Annotated in this window: 10 protein-coding genes; 4 read left to right on the plus strand and 6 right to left on the minus strand. The window is 63.3% G+C overall.

The window, feature by feature from the left end:
- Positions 1–132: 132 nt before the first annotated feature.
- The 4 genes from PSH80_RS00975 to PSH80_RS00990 all read left to right on the plus strand — a co-directional run bounded on the left by PSH80_RS00975 (position 133) and on the right by PSH80_RS00990 (position 7,847).
- On the plus strand, positions 133–1,236 hold the full coding sequence (locus PSH80_RS00975; protein ID WP_057957980.1) for an efflux RND transporter periplasmic adaptor subunit: 1,104 nt from the start codon (positions 133–135) through the stop codon (positions 1,234–1,236).
- Positions 1,233–2,303, plus strand: coding sequence for an efflux RND transporter periplasmic adaptor subunit (locus PSH80_RS00980; protein ID WP_057957981.1), 1,071 nt, complete (start codon positions 1,233–1,235; stop codon positions 2,301–2,303). Before PSH80_RS00975 ends, PSH80_RS00980 begins: the two co-directional genes overlap by 4 nt.
- Positions 2,300–5,350, plus strand: coding sequence for an efflux RND transporter permease subunit (locus PSH80_RS00985; RefSeq protein ID WP_120731218.1), 3,051 nt, complete (start codon positions 2,300–2,302; stop codon positions 5,348–5,350). Before PSH80_RS00980 ends, PSH80_RS00985 begins: the two co-directional genes overlap by 4 nt.
- A gap of 259 nt (positions 5,351–5,609) precedes the next feature.
- On the plus strand, positions 5,610–7,847 hold the full coding sequence (locus PSH80_RS00990; RefSeq protein ID WP_305418829.1) for a glycoside hydrolase: 2,238 nt from the start codon (positions 5,610–5,612) through the stop codon (positions 7,845–7,847).
- Between the two features lie 665 nt (positions 7,848–8,512).
- Here PSH80_RS00990 and PSH80_RS00995 read toward each other — a convergent pair.
- From PSH80_RS00995 to PSH80_RS01020, 6 genes are read right to left on the minus strand one after another with little or no spacing between them, the layout of a single operon-like run.
- Complete coding sequence (locus tag PSH80_RS00995; protein ID WP_057444596.1) at positions 8,513–9,148, minus strand: bifunctional 2-polyprenyl-6-hydroxyphenol methylase/3-demethylubiquinol 3-O-methyltransferase UbiG; 636 nt, start codon at positions 9,146–9,148, stop codon at positions 8,513–8,515.
- 40 nt (positions 9,149–9,188) lie between these two features.
- Positions 9,189–9,833, minus strand: a complete 645-nt coding sequence (locus tag PSH80_RS01000) for a methionine ABC transporter permease (RefSeq protein ID WP_057957985.1) — start codon at positions 9,831–9,833, stop codon at positions 9,189–9,191.
- Entirely contained in the window at positions 9,823–10,938 is a 1,116-nt protein-coding gene (locus PSH80_RS01005) for a methionine ABC transporter ATP-binding protein (protein WP_169990616.1), read from the minus strand. The genes PSH80_RS01000 and PSH80_RS01005 overlap by 11 nt, the downstream gene beginning before the upstream one ends.
- Before the next feature lie 2 nt (positions 10,939–10,940).
- A complete protein-coding gene (locus PSH80_RS01010) occupies positions 10,941–11,750 on the minus strand; it encodes a MetQ/NlpA family ABC transporter substrate-binding protein (RefSeq protein WP_115127148.1) in 810 nt (269 codons plus the stop codon).
- Between the two features lie 43 nt (positions 11,751–11,793).
- Complete coding sequence (locus PSH80_RS01015; RefSeq protein WP_305418835.1) at positions 11,794–13,155, minus strand: LLM class flavin-dependent oxidoreductase; 1,362 nt, start codon at positions 13,153–13,155, stop codon at positions 11,794–11,796.
- Entirely contained in the window at positions 13,155–14,348 is a 1,194-nt protein-coding gene (locus tag PSH80_RS01020; RefSeq protein ID WP_305418837.1) for an SfnB family sulfur acquisition oxidoreductase, read from the minus strand. The genes PSH80_RS01015 and PSH80_RS01020 overlap by 1 nt, the downstream gene beginning before the upstream one ends.
- Positions 14,349–14,363 lie beyond the last annotated feature (15 nt).

The following is a 14,363-nucleotide window of genomic DNA, read 5'->3' on the forward strand; positions in this document are numbered from 1 at the left end:
ATGGACCAACATCTTATCGCGTAGAACCGCATCATCGCAGGCCTGTAAATCACTCAGATGAAGGTGGAACCCTGAACTAAGCTCACAGTCGCATACACACTGGCACGTCAGTATTACGCGAAAGGAGTCTGCATGGGCGGTCCCACCTCAACAGTTATTTGTGGCCTTGCCCTGCTGGCATTGCTGAGCGGCTGTGGCCAGGAAAAACCTGAACCCAAGGCCCATTCCAGGGTGTTTGTGCAAACGGTGCAGCCGACCGATTTCGCCGCCGCAGTGACCCTAACCGGGGATATCCAGGCGCGGGTGCAGACCGATTTGTCGTTCCGCGTCGGCGGCAAAATTATCCAGCGCATGGTCGATGTCGGCGACCGCGTGACAGCCCGGCAAGTGCTGGCCAAGCTCGATCCCAAGGATTTGCAGACCAATGTCGATTCCGCCCAGGCCCAGGTGGTGGCGGAACAGGCACGGGTCAAACAGACGGCCGCGGCCTTTGTGCGCCAGGAAAAACTCCTGCCCAAGGGCTACACCAGCCGCAGCGAATACGACGCCGCCCAGGCTGCATTGCGCAGCAGCCAAAGTGCCCTGGCGGCCGCGCAGGCGCAGTTGGCCAACGCACGTGAGCAACTGGGCTATACGGCGTTGATCGCCGAAGCGCCAGGGGTGATTACCGCACGGCAGGCCGAAGTCGGCCAGGTGGTGCAGGCCACCGTGCCGATTTTCAGCCTGGCCCGTGATGGCGAGCGCGATGCGGTGTTCAACGTGTACGAATCGCTGCTGGCGGAGCCTGTACCGGATGTACCAATCACTGTCAGCCTGCTGGACAACCCGAGCATCAAGGCCGTGGGCCGAGTGCGTGAAGTGACCCCGGCCGTCGCCGCCAACAGCGGCACGGTGCAAGTAAAGATCGCCCTGGATGCCTTGCCCAAGGGCATGCAACTGGGGTCGGTCGTCAGTGCCACTGCCAATGGGCAAGCCAAACCCAGCGTCGAGCTGCCCTGGGCGGCACTGACCAAAGACCTCAGCGAGCCTGCCGTGTGGCTGGTGGACGGTGACGGCAAGGCGCAACTGCACAAGGTCACTGTCGCGCGCTACCTGACCGGCAAAGTGATCATCAGCGATGGCCTCAAAGGCGGCGAAAAAGTCGTGGTGGCCGGCGGGCAATTGCTGCACCCAGGCATGTTGGTGGAGATCGCCCAGGCGCCGGACCAGGCCCAGGCCAGCGGAGTGCAGCCATGAAGCGCCTGACGCTGATCCTCGCCAGCAGCCTGTTGCTGATCGCCTGTTCCAAGGAAGAGCCGGCGCCGGAGCCTATAAGGCCAGTGCTCTGGGTCGAGGTGAAAGCTGAAGACCAGGAAAACCTCGGGCGCTTCGCCGGAACGATCCAGGCACGCTACGAAAGCAACCTGGGCTTCCGAGTGCCCGGTCGCATTGCCCGGCGCGCGGTGGATGTGGGCGCCGAAGTGAGCAAGGGCGCCTTGCTGGCGGTGCTTGACCCCACCGACCAGCAGAACCAGTTGCGCGCCGCCCAGGGCGAACTGGCGCGGGTCCAGGCGCAATTTATCAATGCCCAGGCCAATGCACGCCGCCAGCAGGAACTGTTCAACCGTGGCGTCGGCGCCCAGGCGCAGCTGGACATTGCCCAGACCGACCTGAAAACCACCCAGGCCTCTCTCGACCAGGCCAAGGCGTCGGTGGCCCAGGCCAGGGATCAGCTCAACTACGCCGAACTGCGCACCGACCACGGCGGCATCGTGACCGCCTGGAATGCCGAAGCCGGCCAGGTGGTCAGCGCCGGCCAGCAAGTAGTGACCCTGGCCCGCCCGGATATCAAGGAAGCGGTGATCGACCTGCCGGCTGGCCTGGCCGAGCGCTTGCCGCCCGATGTGGTGTTTCTGGTGGCCAGCCAGTTGGAGCCCGGCATCAACACCACCGCCACCGTGCGCGAGATCGAACCCCAGGCACAAAGCGCGACCCGCACCCGTCGCGCGCGCCTGACCCTGGCCCAGACGCCCCCGGCGTTCCGGTTGGGCACGGCGATCAGTGTGACCTTGAGCTCGGCCATCGCCCCACGTATCGAACTGCCCGCCAGCGCAGTGCAGGACGTCGAGGGCAAGACCCGCATCTGGGTCATGGATCTGCAGCAGCAGACCGTGCAGCCCCGTGACGTGACCCTGGTCAGCCGTGATGCCAGCAGTGTTGTGCTCAGCGGCGGGGTGCAGCCTGGCGAGCGTGTGGTCAGCGCCGGCGTCAACAGCCTCAAGCCCGGACAAAAAGTCAAAACCGACGAGGACAGCCCACGATGAAAGGGAGCTTCAACTTATCCGACTGGGCGCTCAAGCATCAGTCCTTCGTCTGGTACCTGATGTTCGTTGCGCTGCTGATGGGCGTGTTTTCCTACATGAACCTGGGGCGTGAAGAAGATCCGTCCTTCACCATCAAGACCATGGTGATCCAGACCCGCTGGCCGGGCGCAACCCAGGAAGAAACCCTCAAGCAGGTCACCGACCGCATCGAGAAAAAGCTCGAAGAGCTGGACTCGCTGGATTACGTGAAAAGCTACACCCGGCCCGGTGAGTCCACGGTTTTCGTGTTCCTCAAAGACACCACCAGCGCCAAGGCGATCCCCGAGATCTGGTACCAGGTGCGCAAGAAGGTCGACGACATTCGCGGCACCTTCCCCCAAGGCTTGCAGGGTCCGTCGTTCAACGACGAGTTCGGCGATGTGTTTGGCTCGGTGTATGCCTTTACCGCCGATGGCATGTCGATGCGCCAGCTGCGCGACTACGTCGAACAGGTGCGCGCCGAGATCCGGGCGGTGCCGGGGTTGGGCAAGGTCGAGATGATCGGCCAGCAGGACGAAGTGATTTACCTGAATTTTTCCACGCGCAAACTCGCCGCCCTGGGGATTGACCAACGGCAAGTGGTGCAGAGCCTGCAATCGCAGAACGCGGTGACCCCGGCCGGGGTGATCGAGGCCGGGCCAGAGCGAATTTCGGTACGCACCTCCGGGCAATTTGCCTCGGAGAAGGATCTGGCCGACGTCAACCTGCGGCTCAATGACCGCTTTTATCGCCTGGCGGATATCGCGGATATCAGCCGTGGTTATGTGGATCCGGCGCGGCCGATGTTTCGTTTCAATGGCCAGCAAGCCATCGGCCTGGCCATCGCCATGCAGAAGGGCGGCAATATCCAGGAATTCGGCAAGGCGCTCCACCAGCGTATGGATGAGCTGACTGCCGACCTGCCGGTGGGCATCGGCGTGCATAAGGTCTCGGACCAGGCCGAGGTGGTGGAAGAGGCCGTTGGTGGCTTCACCAGTGCGCTGTTCGAAGCGGTGATCATCGTGCTGGTGGTGAGCTTTATCAGCCTCGGCCTGCGCGCCGGGCTGGTGGTGGCGTGCTCGATCCCGCTGGTGCTGGCGCTGGTATTTGTCTTTATGGAGTACAGCGGCATCACCATGCAGCGGGTGTCGCTGGGCGCGTTGATCATCGCCCTCGGTTTGCTGGTGGATGACGCGATGATCACCGTGGAAATGATGATCACGCGCCTGGAAAAGGGCGAGACCCTGGAGCAGGCGGCGACCTTCGCCTACACCTCCACCGCGTTCCCGATGCTCACTGGCACCCTGGTGACCGTGGCCGGCTTCGTACCGATTGGCCTTAACGCCAGCTCGGCGGGTGAGTACACCTTTACCCTGTTTGCGGTGATTGCCGTGGCGATGCTGGTGTCGTGGGTGGTGGCCGTGTTGTTTGCGCCGGTGATCGGCGTGCATATCCTCAGCACCAAGGTCAAACCCCACAGTGACGAGCCGGGGCGGGTCGGGCGGGTGTTCAACGCCGGCATGCTGTGGGCCATGCGCAATCGCTGGTGGGCGATTGGCCTGACGGTGCTGTTGTTTGCGGCGTCGGTGTTTTCCATGCAGTTTGTGCAGAACCAGTTTTTCCCGTCGTCGGATCGCCCGGAGATCCTCGTCGACCTCAACCTGCCGCAAAACGCCTCGATCAATGAAACGCGCAAGGCTGTGGACCGGCTGGAAGCGATCATCAAGGACGACCCGGATATCGCGCGCTGGAGCACCTACATCGGCCAGGGCGCGATCCGTTTCTACCTGCCCCTGGACCAGCAACTGGAGAACCCGTACTACGCGCAGCTGGTGATCGTCAGCAAGGGCCTGGAGGAGCGCGGCGCGTTGATCGAGCGCCTGCAACAGCGCTTGCGCGATGATTTCGTGGGCGTCGGCAGCTTTGTCCAGCCCCTGGAAATGGGCCCGCCGGTCGGGCGGCCGATCCAGTATCGGGTGTCGGGCAAGGACATCGACCAGGTGCGTAAACACGCCATCGAGCTGGCGACGTTGCTGGATAAAAACAGCCACCTGGGCGAGATCATCTATGACTGGAACGAGCCGGGCAAAGTGCTGCGGATCGATATTGCCCAGGACAAGGCGCGCCAGCTCGGGCTGTCGTCCGAAGACGTGGCGCAGTTGATGAACAGCGTGGTCAGCGGCTCGGCGGTGACCCAGGTGCACGACGATATCTACCTGATCAACGTGGTCGGCCGTGCCGAAGACGCCGAGCGCGGCACTCCGGAAACCTTGCAGAACCTGCAGATCGTCACGCCCAGCGGCACTTCGATCCCGCTGCTGGCCTTTGCCACCGTGCGTTACGAGTTGGAGCAGCCGCTGGTGTGGCGTCGCGATCGCAAGCCGACCATCACCATCAAGGCCGCCGTGCGCGACGAGATGCAGCCGACCGATCTGGTCAAGCAGCTCAAGCCGGAAATCGAGAAATTCAGCGCCGGTTTGCCGGTGGGCTACACGGTCGCTACCGGCGGTACCGTGGAGGAAAGCGGCAAGGCCCAGGGCCCGATTGCCAGCGTGGTGCCGTTGATGCTGTTCTTGATGGCGACCTTCCTGATGATCCAGTTGCACAGCGTGCAGAAGATGTTCCTGGTGGCCAGCGTGGCCCCGCTGGGCCTGATTGGCGTGGTCCTGGCGCTGATTCCCACGGGTACGCCCATGGGCTTTGTGGCGATCCTGGGGATCCTCGCGCTGATCGGCATCATCATCCGCAACTCGGTGATCCTGGTGACCCAGATCGACGCCTATGAACAGGAAGGCTACACGCCATGGGACGCGGTGGTGCAGGCCACCGAGCACCGGCGCCGGCCGATCCTGCTGACGGCGGCGGCGGCCAGCCTGGGCATGATCCCCATCGCCCGGGAAGTGTTCTGGGGGCCGATGGCCTACGCGATGATCGGCGGGATCATCATCGCCACCCTGCTGACGCTGCTGTTTTTGCCGGCGTTGTATGTGGCCTGGTACAAAATCCGCGAGCCTGAGGCCGCGCCATAAGGCAAACACGCTGTTGGGCATCACTACTGTGGCGAGGGGGCTTGCCCCCGTTGGGCTGCAAAGCAGCCCCAAAACCGGCCACCTCAGTGTGTCTGATACAACCCGGTGGATCTTACAGGGGCCGCTGCGCAGCCCAACGGGGGCAAGCCCCCTCGCCACAGGGGCAGGCAGTGGGAAAACTCTCTGAATGTGTATTGGATTAGTTCCGGTCAACGAACTGTTTTACCCTCGGGCTTTCGCTCCTGTGAAGGCCCACGTCATGACCCTTAACCTGCGCCGAGCCTTGTGCATCTGCGTGCTGCTGCTGTCGCCACTGGCCGTTGCCGGCACCGTTCTGGAAAACCCCCAATGGCGCATCGAGCTCGACCCGGCGAACCTGGCCGTGCGCGTGACCCCTTCCGGCGGCGAGCCGGTGCAGGCCTCCAGCGGCGTGGCTACCCATAAGGTCAGCCAGTTGCAGCAGTCCACTCAACACGCCAACTGGCAATGGGACAACGGTGCCTATCGGCTGAACGCCACCCTGGACCAGCGTGACCTGATCCTGACCATCACCGCCCGCGAGGCCGGCGAGCTGGAGATCGTCCGCCAGCCGGCCAGCGCCATGGGCAAGGGCCTGATCTGGCCGCTTGCCGAGGGGCATTACGTGCCAGCCGGCAACAGCCTCTGGCAGCGCTTTTTGCTGGAGCAGGGGGATGTCAATAGCACCCAGGACCTGAGCCTGCCGTTATGGGGCGTTGATCACGCAAGCTTCACCCTCAACTGGCTGCTGACCAACCCCTACAACAACCGTTTGCAGTGGCAGGCCGAGGGCCCGGGCCTGGGCTTGTCGTTGCATCATGAATTCACCGCCCTGGACCCCACCGCGCCCATGACCCTGCGCCTGAATCTGGGCGAGGCCGATTTGCTGGCCGGTGCCAAGCGCTACCGCCAATGGCTGGTGGAACAGGGGCTCTACGAGCCGTTGGCCGACAAACTGCAACGCCTGCCGGCCGGCGAAAAGCTATTGGGTGCCAGCCACGTCTACCTGTGGGGCAATGACCTGCTGGGCCTGGGCGATGTGCGCGATTGGGAGCAGTTACGCACCGTACTGCGTGCACCCGATGGCTTGGGCGCACAACTCAATGGCCTACTGGACTCGGAGGCGGCACAGGTGGTGCAAGCCCCCCAGCCGTTTCTGGATCGCTACCAGCAAGCTGTGTTGCTCAGAGGGCTCAACGCGGCGCTCAACAAAAAGGCGCGCCAGGGCTGGCAAGCCACGACCGAGCCCGACATGCCCGCGCTTGCCCAAGGCTACGGCGCACTGCGCCAGCAACTGGCACTGGCGTTTGCCGGTGCCTTGCGTGCCAACCCCGAAACCTGGGGCAGCACGTTATCCTCGACGACGATCAAGACCCTGCAGGAGAGTGGCCTGCCACGCCTGCTGCTGACCCTGGGCGAAGGCTGGGAGGGCGGGCTCTGGCACCCGGAGGCGGTGCGTGACGGGGTCGCGGCCGGGTACTTGATGGCGCCTTATGATTCCTATGAAACCGCCCTGGCAGCCAGCGAAAACCCCGACTGGACCACCGCGCACCTGGGCAGCCGCGCCTACCGCGACTGCGCGATCATGCTGAAGAACGGCCAGCTCAAGACCGGCTTCCAGAAGTCCGGGCACTACACCGACCCGCGCTGCGTCCGCCCATTGCTGGAGGCGCGGGTGACGGCGGTGCAGGCCAAGGCCGGGTTCAATGCCTGGTTCCTCGACGCCTACGCCACCGGCATGCTGTTTGACAGCTATCGCTCGGTGCTGGGCATGACCCAGGCGCAGAACGCCCAAGGCAACATCGACGCCGCCCGCTGGATCGCCAGCCACCTCCAGTTACCGGTGGGTTCCGAAGATGGCAACGCCACCACCGCTCGCGGCGTGTTGTTCGCCCATGGCATGCAAACCCCGGTCATGGGCTGGGGTGATCGTGAGATGACCCAGGACAAGCAATCACCGTACTACGTGGGGGCCTGGTATCCACCGGAGGAACCGGCGGTGTTCTTCAAACGCGTGCCGCTCAAAGAGCCGCTGCGCAGCGTGTACTTTGCCCCGGCGATGCGCCTGCCGCTGTATCAGGCGGTGTTCCATGGCTCGGTCATTACCAGCCATCACTGGTTGTTCGACAGCCTGAAGCTGAGCAATGTGCAGGCGGAAAACGAGCTGGCCCAACTGCTGTACAACGTGCCGCCGCTCTATCACTTGAGCGCCGCTACCTTGAAGCAGCGCTTGCCGATGATCCAGCGTCAGGATGGGTTCTTCCGGCCGTTGCATGAGCGTCTGGCGACCCAGGCAATGACGGATTTTCGCTGGCTGAGCAACGACCGGCTGGTGCAGCAGACCACGTTTGCCGATGGCACGCGGTTGGTGGCCAACTTTGCGCAGGAGGAGAGGGACGGGTATGCGGGGCAGAGTGTGACGGCGTGGGTGGTGGGTGAAAGTCCGGTGGTGTATCAGGTGGCTCGGCAGCGCCCTTGAGGCCATCGCGGGCAAGCCCGCTCCCACAGGGGGGGCTCGACCAGGCAGGGAATTCTGGACACACCACAAACCAATGTGGGAGCTGGCTTGCCTGCGATGACGGTATGTCAGCCACCAAAGATAGTGCCTGTACTACCGCCATCGCGGGCAAGCCCGCTCCCACAGGGGGAGCTCTACCAGGCAGGGAATTCTGGACACGCCACAAACTAATGTGGGAGCTGGCTTGCCTGCGATGACGGTATGTCAGCCACCAAAAATAGTGCCTGTACTACCGCCATCGCGGGCAAGCCCGCTCCCACAGGGGGGCTCGACCAGGCAGGGAATTCTGGACACACCACAAACCAATGTGGGAGCTGGCTTGCCTGCGATGACGGTATGTCAGCCACCAAAGATAGTGCCTGTACTACCGCCATCGCGGGCAAGCCCGCTCCCACAGGGGGGCTTGACCAGGCAGGGACTTCTGGACACACCGCAAACCAATGTGGGAGCTGGCTTGCCTGCGATGACGGTATGTCAGCCACCAAAGATAGTGCCTGTACTACCGCCATCGCGGGCAAGCCCGCTCCCACAGGGGGGGGCTCGACCCGGCAGGGAATTCTGGACACACCACAAAACAATGTGGGAGCTGGCTTGTCGGGTCGCCGCATCGCTGCGATAGCGTCCGCTCAGACAGCCCCTACCTTACGCCACACACTGGCCAACCAAGGCTGCTGCTCGCGCGGCAGTCCTGCCGGGCGATAGTAGTGTTCCAACTCCACAAACCCTGCGGTGGTCAGCAGCGCCTGCCAGGCCGCAAGGTCGTGATACGAGCCATAACGCGGGCCGTTCCAGCCCTCCTGGTTTTCCCCCCTGGGGTTGGAGCTGAACAACACCCCACCCGGTTTCAGCGCAGCCTGCAGTTGCTGGAGAATGCGCGGCAGTTCCTGCTTGGGGATATGAAACAGCACCGCATTGGCAAAAATTCCGTCGAAGCGCGCGGCCGGCAGATCCAGTTTGAGGAAGTCCTGGTGCAGTACTTCACAGCCGCTGTCCTGGCGCGCCATCTGCGCGAAACGCTCGGCGCCATCCAGGCCTACGGCGATATGCCCAAGCCGGGTGAAGGTCTGCAAATCCCGCCCCGGTCCGCAGCCGAAGTCCAGCACGGTAAACGGCGCCTGCGCCTGGATATGCCGCAGCAACGCGTCGATGTTCTGGCTCACATCATGGTCGCGGGTACCTTCGCGAAAATCTTCGGCCACCTGGTTGTAGTGACCCAGGGTGGTAGAGGTGATCTGGTCGAGGTCGTCGGGGGCGAGTTTCATGGCAGTCGGCACCAGGGCAAAGAGAGGTGCCGACTATACCTCAGCGCTTGTTCAGCCCGCGCGCCAGGCGATCGCCACCCAGTTGGATCGCGGCCACCAGCAGGACCAGCAACACAATCACCGTGAGCATGATCTGGCTGTCGAAACGCTGGTAGCCGTAGCGGTAGGCAATATCCCCCAGGCCACCGGCGCCAATCGCTCCGGCCATGGCCGACGAGTTGATCATGGTCACCAGAGTAATGGTGAACCCGCCGACAATCCCCGGCAGCGCTTCCGGCAACAGCACATGCCTGACGATATGCCAGCGCCGGCAGCCCATGGCCTGGGCGGCTTCGATCAGGCCATGGTCGACTTCCCGCAGGCTGACCTCGGCGATTCGCGCAAAGAACGGCGTGGCGGCGATGGTCAGTGGTACCACGGCGGCCCATACACCGTAGGTGGTGCCCACAATCAGCCGGGTGAAGGGGATCAGCGCCACCATCAGAATCAGGAACGGGATGGAGCGGAACAGATTGACGAACGCCCCCAGCACCCTATTCAACGCGGGGGCCTGGTAGATGCCGCCCTTGTCGCTGGTGACCAGGAACACCGCCAGCGGGATACCCACCAGCAGCGCGATCAACGACGACACACCGACCATCAACAAGGTGTCGATGGCGCCCTGCAATAAACGATCAAACCACATAGCCCAGCACCTCCACCTGTTGTGCCCAGCGCGTGGCGCGGGTGCGTAATGTGTCGGCGTCCAGGGCGGAGCCGGTCACTGCCAGCAGCAATTGCCCCAGGGCGTGGCCCTGGATGCGCTCGACCCCGCCTTGCAGCAGGCGCACGCGCCCACCCAGGGCGCTGAACAGTGCGGCGAGGTCCGGTTCATCCGCGCTGGCGCCGGTAAATTGCAGGCGCAGCACCACGGCCGCATCCACCGACGCTGGCGTGGCCCGCAGGCGCTTTTGCAGTTCCTCGGGCAAGCCATGTTGCAGGGGCGCGAGCAGGGTTTTACTGACCTGATGCTTGGGGTTGCCAAACACTTCCCACACCGGGCCTTGCTCGACGATCCGCCCGTGTTCCAGCACCACCACGCGGTCGCAGATTTCGCGGATCACCGCCATCTCGTGGGTGATCAGCACGATGGTCAGGCCCAGGCGCTGATTGATCTCGCGCAACAGGCCGAGGATCGACTGGGTGGTCTCCGGGTCCAGGGCCGAGGTGGCTTCGTCACACAGCAGGATCTGCGGGTCGTGCACCAGCGAGCGGGCGATGCCCACCCGTTGCTTCTGCCCGCCGGACAACTGCGCCGGGTACGCCTGGTGCTTGTCCTGCAAACCCACCAGCTCCAGCAGCTCGCGGACCTTGTGCTCGCGTTGCGGCTTGGGCACACCGGCGACTTTCAGTGGCAGCTCGACGTTCTGCCACACGGTCTTGGCCGACATCAGGTTGAAGTGCTGGAAGATCATGCCGATGCGTCGCCGCAAGGCCACCAGATGGTCTTCGTCGAAATCGCCGATATCCACCTGGTCGATCAGCACTCGGCCGCTGCTGGGTTGTTCCAGGCGGTTGATGGTGCGGATCAGCGACGACTTGCCGGCGCCGCTGCGGCCGATGATGCCGAACACTTCGCCACGCTGGATCGCCAGGTCGATGCCTTGCAGCGCATGCACCGTGCCGTCGTAGGTTTTGCCCAGGTTGATAAAACGCACATGGGCGTGGTTCAAGTCAGGGTGTAGCTCTGTCTGTTGCGCGTCCCTGGGCAGTGTGCCCAGGTCGCGCAGTTGGGCATTGGCGGCGCTCATATTCAGCCTTCCCAGCCGACTTGGTACAGCGTGCCCAGGGATTTATCCAGGGCCGCGCGGACCACCGGCGAATGCTGGTAGATCTCGACGAACTTGATCACCCGTGGGTCGGTTGTGCCCTTGGGCTGGGTCACGAACTGGATCACGTATTCCGGGTGGTCAAGGCCATCGAACAGCAGCGCCGACTCGGCATTGAAGGTCTTGGACAGGCGGATATAGGCCGGGTAGCCCTGCACCAGGTCGGCGTCGTCATAGGCGCGCACTAGCTGCACCGCTTCGACCTGCAGGATCTTGAGCTGTTTCGGGTTGGCGACGATGTCGTCTTCGGTGGCCTTGTAGCCCACGCCCGGCTTGAGGGTGATCAGGCCGGCCTTGGCCAGCAGTTGTAGGCCGCGCCCGCTGTTGATCGGGTCGTTGGCGATGGCCACGCTGGCGCCCTGGGGCAGCTCATCGAAGCTTTTGAATTTTTTCGAGTACAGACCGACGTTATTGATGATCCCCGGCTTGAACGGCACCAGGTCAAAACCGGCGGCGGCCTTGGCGTTTTCCAGGAACGGAATGTGCTGGAAGTAATTCACGTCGATATCGCCGGCGGCGAGGCTGACGTTGGGCGCGATCCAGTCGGTGAACTCCACCAGCTCGACTTTCAGGCCCTGCTTGCCGGCCTCTTCGACGGCGGCTTCGAGGGGAATGGCGAAGGCCGCCGTGGTGCCGACTTTCAGCGGCGCATCGGCGGCAAACACCGCCGAGCTGAACAGGCCGAGGGCCAGGGCCAGTGCTTTGACTGGGTGGGAGAGCAGTGTTGTTTTCATGGTCGATTTCCAGTCATAAGGTGTTGGTATGAGCAATAAAGGTCTAAATGTGGGAGTGGCGGTAGGTGGAACCGGTGTGTTGTTCGGGTAAGTGCGCTTCGCGGTGGAAGACCTTTTCTCGCAAGGTTCCGGTCTCATAAGCAGTCTTGTATGACCCACGCCTTTGCAACTCGGGAATCACCAGCTCGATAAAATCCACATAGCTCTCCGGCGTAACAATGCGCGTCAGGTTGAAGCCATCCAGCCCGGTCTCGCTGATCCAGGATTCCAGCTCATCAGCCACCTGCGCAGGCGAACCCACCAGGGTGATATAGCGCCCACCCAACGCGTGTTGCTCCAACAACTTGCGCCGGGTCCAGTCGTTGTTCTGCAAGGCTTTAGTGGCTGATTGGATCGCGTTGCTCTTCACGTACTGGATCGGTTCGTCCAGCTCGTATTGCGAGAAGTCGATGGCGGTGGAGGCGCTGAAATGTGCCACGCCGGCCTCGGCGCTGGCGTAGCTCAGGTACTCGGCATGCTTGGCCCAGGCCAGCGCCTCGGTGGCGCCGACAATCACGTTGAGCCCCATGAACACCTTGATGTCGTCTGGGTTGCGCCCGGCTGCGATCGCACTGGCGCGTACCTTGTCCACTTGCACCTTGGTCGCAGCCTTGTTCTGCCCGCTGATAAACACGCACTCGGCATGGCGCCCGGCAAACACCAGGCCGCGCTCCGAACTGCCGGCCTGGAACAGCACTGGCGTGCGCTGCGGCGAGGGCTCGCACAGGTGATAGCCCTGCACCTGATAGAACTCGCCATGGTGCTCGACCTTGTGCACCTTGCCCGGTTGGGCATAGATCCGTTGTTGCGGGTCGTTGAGTACCGCGTCGTCTTCCCAACTGCCTTCCCACAGCTTGTACAGCACCTCCAGGTACTCGTCGGCCTGGTCGTAGCGCCGGTCATGCTCGACCTGTTCGGTGAGGCCCATGGCCTTGGCGGCGCTGTCCAGGTAGCCGGTGACGATGTTCCAGCCCACCCGGCCACGGCTCAGGTGATCGAGGGTGGACATGCGCCGGGCGAACAGATACGGCGGCTCGTAAGTCAGGTTGGCGGTCAGGCCGAAGCCGAGGTTTTTCGTTACGGCGGCCATGGCCGAGACCAGTAGCAGTGGGTCGTTGACTGGCAGTTGGATCGACTCCTTGAGCGGCACCTCGACCGAGCCTTGATAGACGTCGTACACGCCAACGATGTCGGCGATAAACAAGCCGTCGAACAGCCCACGCTCCAGCAGTTGCGCCAGTTCGGTCCAGTATTCGACGGTCTTGTACTGGGTCGAGGTGTCCCGTGGATGCGTCCACAGGCCATGGTTGATATGCCCGATGCAGTTCATGTTGAAGGCATTGAGCAGGATCTTTTTCTTCGACATCAGATGGTCCCCCGCAGCGGCGGGTTTTCATCGTTGAGGTAATAATTGCCGACGGCGTGGTACTTCCAGCGCACCGGGTCGTGCAGGGTGTGCACCCGGGCGTTGCGCCAGTGGCGGTCCAGGCCATGCTCGGCGAGGGTTGCCTGGCTGCCGGCGAGTTCGAACAGGGCGCTGCCGGCGGCCAGGGAAATCTCGGTGCTCAGGGCACGTACTTCAGCCACGGCAATCGACGCCGCCGCGACGGTTTGCGCATTGCTGTCGGCCTGGGCGCGGTCGAGGAATTCGCCGGAGCGCTCCAGCAGGGCTTCGGTGGCGTGCAGGCGGATGCTCAGGTGGCCGAAGCTTTTCAGGGTCAGCGGGTCTTCGCTGGCCGTGTCATTGCCCGAGTCGATCCACGGCCGGGTCTTGGTGCGCACAAAATGCAGGGCATCTTCAAAGGCGGCGCGGGCGATGCCGGTGTCGATGGCCGCGTGAAGGATCTGCGCCAGCGGGCCCACGGTGGTCGGGCGCTCGAAGGCGCTCTGGAACGGGATCACGTCTTCGGCTGCGACCCACACATTGTCGAACACCACCGAACCGCTGCCGGTGGTGCGCTGGCCGAAGCCGCTCCAGTCGTCGATCACCGTCAGGCCCTGGCTGTCGTGTGGCACAAAGGCCAGTTGCTGCACGCCGTGCTCATCCACCACCGAGGTGGGAATGCGCTGGGCGTAGATCGCGCCGGTGGCGTAGAACTTGCGGCCGCTGATACGAAAACCGTCGCCGTCGCGCACAAGTTTCGTCACCCGGTCATGGACGGTCTTGGTGCCCAGTTCTGCCAGGGCATTGCCAAAGCGCTGGCCGGCCAGCACCTCGGCATACAGGCGTTGTTGCTGCGCCGGGCTGCCATTGATGCGCAGCACTTCCAGGGCATAAAAATGGTTCTGCGGGATCTGCCCCAACGAGGCATCGGCCTGGGCGATCAGGGCAATGACCTTGGCCAGGGTGACGTTGGACACGCCAGCGCCGCCGTATGCCTTGGGCACGCTGATGCCCCACAGGCCGGAGCGGGAAAAGGCTTCCAGTTCGGCGAGCGGCAGGCGGCGTTCACGGTCGCGCAGGGCGCTGTCGCGGCGAAAGTCTTCGGCCAGGTCGCTGGCGACAATCAGGGCTTGTTCATCGCTGGTGATGACCGCGACGGAATGGGAAAGCGTCATGTTTTTCTCCAGAGG

This window comes from Pseudomonas sp. FP818 (assembly GCF_030687335.1).
GTDB classification, from domain to species: Bacteria; Pseudomonadota; Gammaproteobacteria; order Pseudomonadales; family Pseudomonadaceae; genus Aquipseudomonas; species Aquipseudomonas shahriarae.

Bases quoted from the DNA above. Each gene is read 5' to 3' on its own strand.
- PSH80_RS01005 (WP_169990616.1), bottom strand. From the start codon at position 10,938: ATGAGCGCCGCCAATGCCCAACTGCGCGACCTGGGCACACTGCCCAGG.
- PSH80_RS00975 (WP_057957980.1), top strand. From the start codon at position 133: ATGGGCGGTCCCACCTCAACAGTTATTTGTGGCCTTGCCCTGCTGGCA.
- PSH80_RS01010 (WP_115127148.1), bottom strand. From the start codon at position 11,750: ATGAAAACAACACTGCTCTCCCACCCAGTCAAAGCACTGGCCCTGGCC.
- PSH80_RS00990 (WP_305418829.1), top strand. From the start codon at position 5,610: ATGACCCTTAACCTGCGCCGAGCCTTGTGCATCTGCGTGCTGCTGCTG.
- PSH80_RS00980 (WP_057957981.1), top strand. From the start codon at position 1,233: ATGAAGCGCCTGACGCTGATCCTCGCCAGCAGCCTGTTGCTGATCGCC.
- PSH80_RS01015 (WP_305418835.1), bottom strand. From the start codon at position 13,155: ATGTCGAAGAAAAAGATCCTGCTCAATGCCTTCAACATGAACTGCATC.
- PSH80_RS01020 (WP_305418837.1), bottom strand. From the start codon at position 14,348: ATGACGCTTTCCCATTCCGTCGCGGTCATCACCAGCGATGAACAAGCC.
- PSH80_RS01000 (WP_057957985.1), bottom strand. From the start codon at position 9,833: ATGTGGTTTGATCGTTTATTGCAGGGCGCCATCGACACCTTGTTGATG.
- PSH80_RS00985 (WP_120731218.1), top strand. From the start codon at position 2,300: ATGAAAGGGAGCTTCAACTTATCCGACTGGGCGCTCAAGCATCAGTCC.
- PSH80_RS00995 (WP_057444596.1), bottom strand. From the start codon at position 9,148: ATGAAACTCGCCCCCGACGACCTCGACCAGATCACCTCTACCACCCTG.